The 11854-nt window shown below is 71.0% G+C and carries 7 protein-coding genes; all 7 read left to right on the forward strand.

Annotated features, from left to right (window positions below):
* Nucleotides 1–8: 8 nt before the first annotated feature.
* On the forward strand, nt 9–2015 hold the full coding sequence (locus HW578_RS06655) for a phage tail protein (RefSeq protein ID WP_198369761.1): 2007 nt from the start codon (nt 9–11) through the stop codon (nt 2013–2015).
* 11 nt (nt 2016–2026) lie between these two features.
* Nucleotides 2027–3853 carry a pectate lyase family protein gene (locus tag HW578_RS06660; protein ID WP_198369762.1) on the forward strand — a complete coding sequence of 609 codons (1827 nt, stop codon included), beginning with the start codon at nt 2027–2029 and terminating at the stop codon, nt 3851–3853.
* 458 nt (nt 3854–4311) lie between these two features.
* A complete protein-coding gene (locus HW578_RS06665; protein ID WP_198369763.1) occupies nt 4312–4986 on the forward strand; it encodes a hypothetical protein in 675 nt (224 codons plus the stop codon).
* A complete protein-coding gene (locus HW578_RS06670) occupies nt 4986–5645 on the forward strand; it encodes a type 2 periplasmic-binding domain-containing protein (protein WP_198369764.1) in 660 nt (219 codons plus the stop codon). Before HW578_RS06665 ends, HW578_RS06670 begins: the two co-directional genes overlap by 1 nt.
* Nucleotides 5642–6652 (forward strand): hypothetical protein, encoded by a 1011-nt coding sequence (locus HW578_RS06675; RefSeq protein WP_198369765.1) that lies wholly within the window; start codon nt 5642–5644, stop codon nt 6650–6652. The genes HW578_RS06670 and HW578_RS06675 overlap by 4 nt, the downstream gene beginning before the upstream one ends.
* Nucleotides 6653–7310: 658 nt before the next feature.
* Nucleotides 7311–9746 (forward strand): arylsulfatase, encoded by a 2436-nt coding sequence (locus HW578_RS06680; RefSeq protein WP_198369766.1) that lies wholly within the window; start codon nt 7311–7313, stop codon nt 9744–9746.
* Nucleotides 9747–9817: 71 nt separating this feature from the next.
* A partial coding sequence (locus HW578_RS06685; protein WP_232478730.1) for a cytochrome c3 family protein occupies nt 9818–11854 on the forward strand: 2037 nt, incomplete at its 3' end.

Raw genomic sequence — 11854 nt, forward strand, 5'->3', positions numbered from 1 at the left:
CGCGCCCAATGCCTGCCGCTGTCCCTCTCATCGCCGTCGCCGCGGCCGGCATCGCCTCCGCCGCGGTTGGCGGCGGCCTGATCGGCGCGGTGGTCGGCGCCGGGGCCGCCTTCATCGTCTCCGCCATCGGCCAGTCAGTCTTTCCGCAAAAGCAGAAAAAGCAGGCCAGCCTCAGCCCGCAGGCCGCGGCAATCGCCGGCTTCGATGCCGGCCAGCCCGGCGCCGGCCGCACCCAGGCCTTCCGCCAGCCGGTCACCGAGCACCAGATCGTCCTCGGCCGCTGCAAGGTGTCCGGGCCGATCGTCTTCCTGCACTCGGCGACCGACGATGAGGGCCGCACCGACGGCTATTTCTATTCCGTCGTCGTGCTCGCCGCGCACCGCGTCCGCGCCATCGGCGAGGTGTTTTTGGGCGACAAGCTGGAGAGCGATGGATCGCTGGCCGGGCTGGTGCGCATCGACCGCCATCGCGGCGAGCCCGGCCAGGCCGCCGATGCCAACCTGATCGCCGAGACCGGCGGCCAGTGGACCGGCGCGCATCGCGGCCGCGGCCGCGCCTATGTCGCCGTCCGGCTGAAACTCACCGCCGAGGCCTTCCCCGCCGGCCCGCCCAACATCGCCGCCATCGTCGAGGGCGCCGACACCATCCTCGACCCGCGCAGCGGCGTGGTCGGCTGGTCGGACAATCCCGCCCTGCTGCTCGCCTGGTACCTCACCGCGCCCTTCGGCTGGCGGGCCGCCTGGTCTGACATCGACATCCCCGCCCTGATGGCCGCCGCCAACATCTGCGACGAGCTGGTCGGCACCCGGGCCGGGATCTATGAGCGCCGCTATACCGCCAACGGCGTGCTGTCGCTCGCCGAGGGCAAGATCGCCATCACCCGCAAGCTCGCCGCCGCCATGGCCGGGGCGCTGGTGGTCTCCGGCGGACGGTTCTTCATCCACGCCGGGGCGCCGGCGTTGCCGGCCGCGGCACTCACCTCGGACGATCTCCGCGGCGACGTCACCATCCAGGGCGCGCGACCGCGGCGGGATCTCTTCAACGGGGTGCGGGCGGTCTATGTCGAGCCCGCCGCCAACTGGCAGCCGACCGACGCGCCGCCGCTCCTGACCTCCAACTACGTCGCCCAGGACGGCGGCGAGATGATCTACCGCGACCTCGAATTCCCGCTCACCACCTCGGTCAGCACGGTGCAGCGGCTGATGAAGGTCGAGCTGGAGCGCAACCGCCGCCAGCGCACCGTGGCCTTCCCAGCCAACCTCTCGGCGCTGCGCCTGCGGCCCTGGGAGGCGGCGACGGTCGCCCTCGATCGCCTGACACCCTTCCCGGCGCGGGTCACTGCCTGGTCGCTGGCGGCCGAGGGCGGCGTCGATCTCACCCTGGAGGAGGAGGACGCCGCGGTATGGGACTGGAACCCGGCGGTCGATGAGCGCGCCACCGGATCGAACCCCGCCGTCGTGCTGCCCAATCCCGGTGTCATCGCTGCGCCGGCCAGCATCGCGGTGGAGACGCCGCAGGACACCTCCTTTGCCGCGCTCGCTGTGTCCTGGGCCGCGGTCGGCTCCTCGCATCTCGCCGGCTACCAGGTCGAGTTCCTGCCCGCTTCCGTCGCGGCCTGGCAGGGCTACGGCGGGTCCCTGGGGGCCACCGCCGCCGCGATCCCCACCGCCGAGCCGACCGGCTTTCGGGTGCGCGCCGTGGCGCGCAGTGGGGCGGTGTCGGGCTGGCGGCAGGCGCTGGTGCCGGCGGCGGTAGCGGCGCCGACCGCGACCGGGATCGCCGGTGGCATCCGTCTGTCCGGAGGCTTCCCGCCCGACGCTGTGCGGCTGCAGGTGTTCGAAGCGACGAGCAGCAGCCTCGCTGCCGCAGGGAAGCTGCCGGAGGAACCGACCAGTCTCTTTTGGGACCGCACCGGCCTCTCCGCCGGCGACACCCGCTGGTACTGGCTGCGCGCCGTCTCGGCCGAGGGCAACGTCTCGGCCCTGGCGGGACCGGTGACAGCGACTGCGCTGTAGGGAACTCCACCATGCCCGCCCGCATCGACGACCTGCTGGTGCTCGACACCGCGGTCAGCAAGACCGATCTCGCCAAGTATCTGCGCGACCGCGAGACCGTGCTGCCCTCCGACTTCGGCGGCCTCGGCGATGGCGTCGCCGACGATCGCACCGCCATCCAGGCGGCCTTCGACCGCGCGGCCGCGGACCAGAAATTCGCCGTCATCCCACCCGGCACCTGGAACGTCTCCGCCGGTGTGGTCCTCGGCGGCGGGGCGCGCGGCCTGATCATGCACGGGGTGCTCCGCTACACCGGTACCGCCCCGGCGACCGTGCTGACGCTGGGCGATGGCGGCACCGTCCGCAACGGCGAGAAGCACTATGCCGGACTGCAGGTCGTCCGTCAGAGCCAGTCCGACTGGCTCGACGAGGCCGATATCGGCATCCTGGTGCGCAACATCGACGCCTCGGTGGTCGAGCTGCGCCTGGTCTCGGGCTTCACCATCGGCATGCGCACCCTCGGCGACGGCCGTGGCGTCGAAGACAGCACTTTTCACCTCGGGCGGATCCTCAACAACCGCATCGGCCTCGATATCCACTGCGCCACCGCGACCGCCTGGAACACGTCTGTCCGCTACTATGGCGGCCACTTCGCGATCGCGACGGGCATCAACCCCACCATCGACCGCTTCGGGATCCGGCTGTCCAAGGCGGATGGTGCCTACAACAACCACAACCGGCACGTCTTTGACGCGCCGAACTTCGAACTGCGCCAGCTCGATCCCAATGTGGCGATCCCCTTCCTCAACGAGACCAGCGGCTCGGCGATCATCGGCCGGGCGCTGCGCATGGAAGCCTGCTCGCCGATCGTCGCGCGGCATACCGCCGCGGCGCAGGACTGCGAGTACGAGGTGGCGTGGAGCAACACCTACCAGGTCGGCATCGACTACACTGCGACCGCCACCCGCTGCGGCAATGCGGTGCTCAACCGGCATCGGGCCCCGGCCTCGCGACATCTCCGGCTGCTCGGGTCCGTGCCGAATGTCCGGGCCAGGGCATTCCGCCACGGCGCAACGGAGATCGGCGTCGAAGGGCTGGCGGTGGTCGCGACGTCCACGACCAGCGCCACGACGCTCGCCGGGCTGTCCTTCAACGGGCTGGACGACATCACGCCGACTGCCCGCGGCCTGCTGCTCGCGGCGCAGCGGGGGCTGGCCTTCGTGGTGGAGTGCTCACAGGCCAAGGAGTTCGCGCTGGTGCATTCCCTGGTCGGCGGCGCCGATGGCGGGCGGATCTTCGTGCGCTGCTTCGATGCGGCGATGAACGTGCGCGAGAACGTCGCCGGTGACGCCTTGGCCTCGATCACCACGCTGCTGTGGAACGTGCCGTCCAAGGCCTGGACCGGCGGCGCGGCGATGGCGGATGCCTCGCTGAACAAGCGCATGACGGTGCGGCTCGGGCCCGGCGTCGCCTTTGCGCAGATCGGCATCGTCGGCTTCGACGGGCAGATCGAGGTCGAGGCGCTGCGGCTCTATGGGCTGCCTGAAGCAGCGCCCGCCTTGCTCTGCGGCACGCCCGCGCTGTCGGTTGGGCAGCGGGAGTTCGCGGCGGAGGTGGCGTGGGACCTGCCGTCACTGGCACCAGGGGCGACCAGCCTGCTCGACGTCACTGTCAATGGCGCGCGGCAGGGGGACATCGCCCATGCGGCGTTCACTTCGTCCACGCGCTTCATCGAGCTCGATGCCGCAGCGTGGTCCAACAACACCGTCCGCGTCATGGCCAGGAACATCTCGCCGGCTACGTTCGACCTGGGCGCGGCAACGCTGTCGGTGCAGGTGGCGAAGCGGCGACTGCCGTGAGCCGGATGGCGGGTGCGGCACCCATCGCCTCCGCACCCGCCTCCAACCATGCGGCCGGCCCTATGACGGCCGGCCTGGTGGGCACCAGCGGGTCCGCCGCCATCCCCACCACCGCCCTTGATCTGCCCCACCGTGCAGCGTCTCCGGCGGTCCCCGCGCTTTCGGGGCCGGGTCCCCGTCTCCATGAACGCTAGCGCCGACCAGTGCACATCGCAGCGAAATTGTCCGTTGAGAAGATCCATCGGCCCCATGAGAGGGAGCGCTCGACGCAGGGGGTGCGGCATCAAGCAGTATCATCACGACGAACGCTTGGCATCTGTCGAAGGAATGGAACCATTCAGCGCGAGGGCGTCAGCCTTGGTTGCCCTCACGACAGCGTGCCCTGTAAGGATAAGGGACGTCGCAATCAGCATGAAGGGCGAGTCGTTCTGCGGTCGGCAATCACACTTCTCGCATGCGTGCTGCTCGCCGGCTGTTCACTGCCGCCCAATACTGCGTTGCGGGACTGGGCTCGCCTTGCCAGCGTCCTCGCAGACCACCCAAGCGCGGCTGCGCCAAGCCCCGTCGACCGGGACGGGCTGCTCGCGCAGCAGGAAGCGCTCGCCATCTACCTCTATGCGCTGTCGGTACTCGCGCAGGAGGAGAGCACGCTCACCTTCCGCGCCGAGGCCTTTGCCCCGCTGGTGCCGCGTGCCGCGTCGGCCGACCCCGCCGCGGGACCTGCGGTCGCCGAGATCGGCCGCCTGCTGGACGCCGCCCGGGCGGGCAACCTCGCCCCCGGGGCGCGCGCCAGCAGCGCCGGGTCGCCGACGGTGATCGAGGATCTGCGCCTGCGGCCGCTGATCCGCGCCGCCGATCCGCCGGTGCAGGTGCTGGTCGGCACGCTGTCGCGCGCCACGTTCGGCGCGCCGGGATCGGACCAGGACACCTACCGCCAGCTGCTGGCGGCGATCGGGGAGGGCCACGCCTTGCTGAAGGCACGCGCGTCCAACATCCGGCAGCGCGAGGTCGAGCGCGAGATCCATGCCCAGGAGGACCGGCTGCGCCGCCTGATGCTGATCCTCACGCCCGATCCCGAGGTGGGGCTGCGGCCTGGTGCGGCCGGGATGGTCGGCGCCGTGGTGCAGCCGTGATGCGGCGCCTCGTGTTCGCCGCCCTGGCGGCGCTGCCGGCCGCCTGCAGCGCGCCCGACTATACGCCGGTGCGCGATTGGGCCCGTACCGCCAGTCTCGCCGCCGATTTCCCCGCCGGGCGCCTGCCGCCGCCGGTCTCGGAGGATGTACGGGAAGGTGCGCTGGCGATGCGCGAGGCGCTGGCCACCTACCTCGCCGCGCTCGGGCGCATGGCCGATGACGGCGTGCTGCCCTATCCGGAGAACCCCTTCGTCGAACTGGCCCCGCAGGCCGGGCGCGCGGGCACCGGCGGCGAGCAGCCGGTCGCAGCCCTCGGCGCCGTCCTGCGGCGCGCGACCAGGCAGAACTGGCGCGCACCGCAACTGCGCGGCGCGATCGGCGAGACCGATCCGTCCGTGCAGGCGCTGGTCCAGGCGCTGACGGCGGCAATCGGCCGCAATGCCGATCCGAACGAGCCGCCCGTCATCGCGGCGGCGCGCGCGCAGTATTCGGCCATCATCGTGCGCATCGGCGAGGATCACGCGCTGCTCAGGGCCCGCGCCACCGACATCACCGACGAGGACGTGGTGGAACTGGTCCGCGCCGCGGAGGATCGCCTGCGCCGCGCCATGCTCGCCCTGCCGCGGCCATCCATCCCCGCGGCCGGGCCGGCGCCGTGATCGGCTTGCGGCGGATCGCACGTGCCCTGGCCGTCGCGGCGATGCTGGGCCTGCCCGCGATCGCAGCGGCCCAGCCGACCGGGGAGCGGGTCGAGGCGATCCTCGATCGCATCGATGCCATCCGCGACCAGATCCGGATTCGCCCTGGCGGCGTGCTCGGCATCATGGGCTACAACATGTCACCCGATGGCTCGGCGAATGCGCTGCAGATCAATCGCAGCACAGTGAGCGCCGACGAGGGCGCCTCGACCTTCACGCTCAGCCAGTTCGGCTTCGGCTTCACCTGGAGCGAGAGCTTCCCGCTGTTCACCGAGGCCTATGTCGGCACCGCGCGCTACGACCCGCGCGCGGTGTTCACCAATCTCGGCACTCGGCGCTCGCCCCTGCGGTGGAACAACATCGCGGCGACGCTGGGCGTGGGCTACGACATCCGCATCGGGGAGTATCTCTGGCTGCGGCCGATCCTGAATGTCTCGGGCGGCTATGCGGCGTCCGATGCCTCGCTGTTCGGGCAGTTCATCCAGTACCGCACGGACCGCGACATCTCGGCGCTGACCGACCAGCACGTGAATGTCGGGGGCCTCGGCGGGTCGCTGATGCTCGCCTACTACGACTACCGCCCGGCGCGCGACATCGATGTCGAGCTGCGCTACACGCAGATCCAGCTGCAAACCTTAGGCGACACGATCCGCGCGGCGCGGGGTAGGTCCACCGCGCAGACCGCCAGCCTCTGGACGCGGTATCGCTGGCCGACCGGCTGGGAGGCTTTCGGCCGGCCGGTGCGCTGGGTGCTCGACGGGTCGTTCAGCTACTACCTCGGCGACCAGGCCGACATCATGGGGTTCACCTGGTCGGCCAAGGTCGGTGGCGGCATCGAGATCGACGTGGGCCGCCAGGAGGTCGGCGCCCTCGGGCTCAACCTGTCCCGGGTGCGCTTGGTCGCGCGGTACTTCATCGGCGACAACAACATCACCGGCACGTCGGTCGGCCTTGGCTTCAGCTTCTGAGCACCCAGCCCCAGCGCAGCCAGAGACACTGTTCACGTCCAGGCCAAGTCGCTTCTGCAGGGAAGTTCCGCTTGCTAACGGCGACCGGCCCGATCAACTGGACCTCCTCGATTGGCCGGCGTGCCGGGGCGGATGCCCACGCCGGGAGCGCCCGCGCCGACCCCAGGTGCTACGCCCACGCCCGGAGCACCAACGCCGACCCCAGGCGCAACGCCCACGCCCGGCGCCCCTGCGCCAACCCCCGGCGCTACGCCAACACCGGGCGCACCGACACCCGGCGCCGGGCGCAAGACCACGCCCGGCCGGGCGACGCAGCCCGCGGGGACGCCGATATACGTGCAGTAGACAGTCGCCCGAGCAGTCCCGCCGATGAATCCCACAGCGGCGATAATCATCACCGAGCCAACAGCCGCGCCCAACTTCATCGAGGTCACTCCGTAAGGAGAAGGCGCCATTATCGGCACCTAGAAAGTTCCAAACCCTCCGGCGACGGCAGCGAGACCGCGTTGATACAGATCAAGCTGCCTAGCGAGGGTTTTCGGCACCGTTCAGTCCCACAGGCTGGACTCGCGGCACGTAGGCGTGTGCGTGACACTCCGCCCACGCCGCGCATACTGCCTGCCGGCCAAGCATACGATTCGTCGGGGAAGCCATCACCATGCGACTGCCAACGCTACTCGCCCTCACGGCGCTTGCATCGGCATTCCTGCCGAGCCCGGAGGCGACTGCCCAGCAGCTCCGCGGCACGCCCGGCGCGCCGAACGCGGTGGAGTTTCCCAACTCCCGCGTCCTCCCCGTGCCACCCGGCCGCTTCGAGGGCACCATCGCGCCCTCCGCACGGGACAGCACGCCGGCTTGGCCGCCCACGCTCGGCGCACCGGAGAATGCGCCCAACGTCCTGCTGATCCTCACCGACGATGTCGGCTACGGTGCGCCGTCGACCTTCGGCGGCATCATCGAGACGCCGGCACTGGAACGTGTGGCCCAGGCCGGGTTGCGCTACACGCAGTTCCACACCACCGCCCTCTGCTCGCCGACCCGCGCCTCGCTGCTCACGGGGCGCAACCCGCATTCGGTCGGCTTCGGCGTGATCTCGGAACTCTCCACCGGCTTCCCCGGCTACAACGCCATCATCCCGGCCGACACGGCAACCATCGCCGAGACGCTCCGGCAGAACGGCTACGCGACCTCCTGGTTCGGCAAGAACCACAACGTGCCGCCCTGGGAGGCGAGCCCGGTCGGCCCCTTCACCCGCTGGCCGCAGGGCATGGGCTTCGACTACTTCTACGGCTTCGTCGGCGGCGACACGAGCCAGTGGCAGCCCGGCAATCTGTTCCGCAACACGACGCGCATCCACCCCTTCCTCGGTCAGCCGGGCTGGAATCTCTCCACCGCCATGGCGGACGAGGCGATCGCCTATATCCGTACTCAGCGGGAAGCGGCACCCGGCCGTCCCTGGTTCGTCAACTACGCGCCCGCCGGCACGCATGCGCCGCACCAGCCGCCGCCCGAATGGATCGAGCGGTTCCGCGGCCGCTTCGACATGGGCTGGGAAGCGCTGCGCGAGCGCATCTTCGAGAACCAGCGGCGCTTGGGGGTGCTGCCGCCCAACGCGGTGCTGACGCCCTGGCCCGAGCAGTTGCCGCGCTGGGCCAGCCTCTCGGCCGATGAGCGCCGCCTGTTCATCCGCCAGGTCGAGGTCTATGCCGCCTTCCTGGCCTACACCGACCACGAGATCGGCCGCGTGATCCAGGCGGTCGAGGATGCCGGGCAGATCGACAACACGCTGATCATCTACATCAGTGGCGACAACGGCGCGTCGTCCGAAGGCCAGCTGCGCGGCACGCCCAACGAGGTCGCCTACTTCAACGGCATCGAGACGCCGGTCGCCCGGCAGCTCGCACTTATCGACGCCTGGGGCACTGACCGCACCTACAACCACATGGCGGCCGGCTGGGCCTGGGCCTTCAGCACACCGTATCGCTGGGTGAAGCAGGTCGGCTCCCATTTCGGCGGTACGCGCAACGGCATGGCGGTCTCCTGGCCGCGGCGCATCGCCGATCGCGGCGGCATCCGTCACCAGTTCCACCATGTGATCGACGTGGTGCCGACCATCCTGGACGCGATCGGCATCCCTGAGCCGAACACGGTCAACGGCATCGCACAGCGCCCGATCGAGGGCGTGAGCATGGCCTACACCTTCGATGCCACGAACGCGCAGGCCCCGACGCGTCGGCGCACCCAGCATTTCGAGATGTTCGGCCATCGCGGCATCTACCATGACGGCTGGTACGCCAACACGACGCCGCCCAACCCGCCCTGGGACAGCACGAGCCCGCCGCCCGCGGATGTGGTGAACGGCTACGCCTGGGAGCTTTACAACCTGGCGGAGGACCCGACGCAGTCGCGCAACCTCGCCGCACAGCACCCGGACCGCCTGCGCAATCTGCAGCAACTCTACCTGGTCGAGGCAACGCGCTTCGGCGTGCTGCCGATGGCCAACTCGACGCTCGACCGGCTGCTGGTGCAGCGGCCGGGCTTCTCGGCCGGCCGCACCGTGTTCAACTACAGCGGCACGGGCGTCGGCCTGACGTCCGACAGTTCGCCCCCGATCCTCAACCGCGCCTACCGCGTCACGGCGGAGATCGAGGTTCCGCAGGGCGGGGCGAACGGTGTGCTGGCCGCGCAGGGTGGCCGCTTCGGCGGCTACGGCTTCTACCTGCGCGAAGGCCGGCCGGTCTGGACCTGGAACTTCCTCGACATCGAGCGGACGAAGTGGGAGGGCACGGAGGCGCTGCCGCCCGGCCGCCACAGCATCGTCTTCGAATGGCGTCCCGACGCGTCGGGCCCGCCGATCGGGCGCGGCGGCGTGGGCACGCTCTCCGTCAACGGGCGCACGGTGGCGGAACGGCGCATGGAGCGGAGCATCCCCTTCTACATGCAGTGGGATGAGCCCTTCGATGTCGGGCAGGATACGGGCACGCCGGTCGATGACCGGGACTATCAGGTGCCCTTCGCCTTCACCGGCACGCTGCGCAATTTGCAGTTCAACATCGGTGCCAGCACCATCCCGCAGGCGGCGGCGCGGAACTGACGCGGCACTCGCCACGGCACGGCCCCGCATGTTCCCATGCGGGGCCGTGATCGCTTCCGATGCCATGCCCAATGAAGACTGACCCGCGACCGATCCTCTGGCGCGCAGCCGCGCTCGCCGTGCTGGTCGCGCTGCCGTTCGTGATTGCCGCGCTGCTGGTCGGTCGACCCGCGCCACGCGCGGCTGAACGCGCGCGCCAGGGCTTTGTCGGCACCGCCACCTGCGCCTCCTGCCACGCGGCAGAAGCCACCGCCTGGCGGGACAGCGACCATGCCCGCGCCATGGCCACCGCGGCGCCGGCGAACGTGCTGGGCGACTTCTCGGGCTTGACCGTCACCGATGGCCGCCACACCGCGACCTTCCGGCGCGAGGGCGACCGGTACGTGATCCGCACCGACGGGCCCGGTGGGACGGTCGCAGATTTCACGATCACCGAGACCTTCGGCGTCGATCCGCTGCAGCAATACCTGGTGCTGTTTCCCGATGGTCGTCGTCAGGCGCTGCCCTGGGCCTGGGACAGCCGCCCGCGCGAACAGGGTGGCCAGCGTTGGCATCACCTCGCCGCCAATGATCCGCTGCCCGCCAGCGACCCCCTGCACTGGACCGGGCGCGAACAGACCTGGAATTTCATGTGCGCCTCCTGCCACTCGACCGGGCTAGTGCGCGGCTACGACGCGGCGGCGGATCGCTACGCCACCACCTGGACCGAGATCAGCGTCGGCTGCGAAAGCTGCCACGGACCCGGCGCCGCGCATGTCGTCTGGGCGCAATCGGGCGCGCGCGGCGAGGACCCGCATCGCGGCCTCTCCGTCTGGCTGCGCGATGGCTCTGGTGGTGGGTGGCGCTTCGCCGCGAATGACCCGCGCGGCATCGCGCATTGGGACGGTTCGCCGCGTCAGTCCACCGCCGCGCAGGTAGAGACCTGCGCCCCCTGCCATGCGCGCGTGCGCCCGCTGGTCGCCGACCCGCTGCCTGGCCAGCGCTTCCTCGATACCCACGCACCCTTGTTGCTGGAGCGCGGTGAATACCACGCCGATGGCCAGATCCAGGGCGAGGTCTTCGAATGGGGCTCCTTCGCGCAGTCCCGCATGAGCCGTGCGGGCGTGGTCTGCGCCGACTGCCACGACCCGCATCGCGGCACGCTGCGCGCGGAAGGCAACGCGGTCTGCGCGCAATGCCACCTGCCCGCGCGCTTCGACACGGCCGGGCACCACCGCCACGCGCCGGGCACGCCGGGCGCGCAATGCGCGTCCTGCCACATGCCAGCCGTGACCTACATGGGCGTGGACCGGCGGCGGGATCACGCCTTCAGCATCCCGCGCCCCGATGTCGCGGCGCAGGTCCGTGCGCCCGACACCTGCACATCCTGCCACACGGACCGTCCGCAATCCTGGGCGGCGCGACAGATCGTGGAGTGGTTCGGGCCCCGCCGGCGCGACGATCCGCACCCCGCGCTCTCCATCGCCGCCGGACGCGAAGGGCGGCCCGGCGCGGACGCCCTGCTGGCCGCCGTGGCGACCGATCGCGCGCAGGCGCCGATCCTGCGCGCGACCGCTGTCTCGCTGCTGCCCATGCCGCCGTCCCAGGCCACGGCGCAGGCGATCGGCGCGACGCTGCTCGACCCCGATCCGCTGGTCCGCGCCGCGGCGCTGCGCACACTCGAAGGCCTGCATCCGCGCAACCGCCTGCATGCCGCGCGCTTCCTGGCCGACGAGACGCGGCTCGTGCGCATCGAGGCGGCACGCGCCCTGGCGCCCGTTCCGCTTGACGCCTTGCCCGATGCCGCTCGCCCCGCCTTCACCCGCGCCTGGGAGGAACTGCTCGCGAGCGAGCGCGTCGCCGCCGAACGTCCCGAGGCACATGTGAATATCGCTGCCCTGCTCGCCGCGCGCGGCGACATGGCGGGTGCCGAGGCGGCCTATCGCGATGCGCTGGCGCGCGACGCGAGGCATCTCGGGGCGCTCGTGAACGTCGCGGATTTCGAGGCGCGGCGCGGGCGGAACGACGCTGCCGAGGCGGCGCTGCGCCGCGCCGTCGCCGCGCATCCGCGCGAGGCCGAGGCGCAGTACGCGCTGGCGCTGGCGCTCGCTCGGCAGGGGCGCGCGGCG

Origin of the sequence: Roseomonas rosulenta, from assembly GCF_016106005.1 — a bacterium.
In the GTDB taxonomy this organism is placed as follows: domain Bacteria; phylum Pseudomonadota; class Alphaproteobacteria; order Acetobacterales; family Acetobacteraceae; genus Neoroseomonas; species Neoroseomonas rosulenta.

Bases quoted from the DNA above. Each gene is read 5' to 3' on its own strand.
- HW578_RS06655 (WP_198369761.1), top strand. From the start codon at position 9: ATGCCTGCCGCTGTCCCTCTCATCGCCGTCGCCGCGGCCGGCATCGCC.
- HW578_RS06660 (WP_198369762.1), top strand. From the start codon at position 2,027: ATGCCCGCCCGCATCGACGACCTGCTGGTGCTCGACACCGCGGTCAGC.
- HW578_RS06670 (WP_198369764.1), top strand. From the start codon at position 4,986: ATGCGGCGCCTCGTGTTCGCCGCCCTGGCGGCGCTGCCGGCCGCCTGC.
- HW578_RS06680 (WP_198369766.1), top strand. From the start codon at position 7,311: ATGCGACTGCCAACGCTACTCGCCCTCACGGCGCTTGCATCGGCATTC.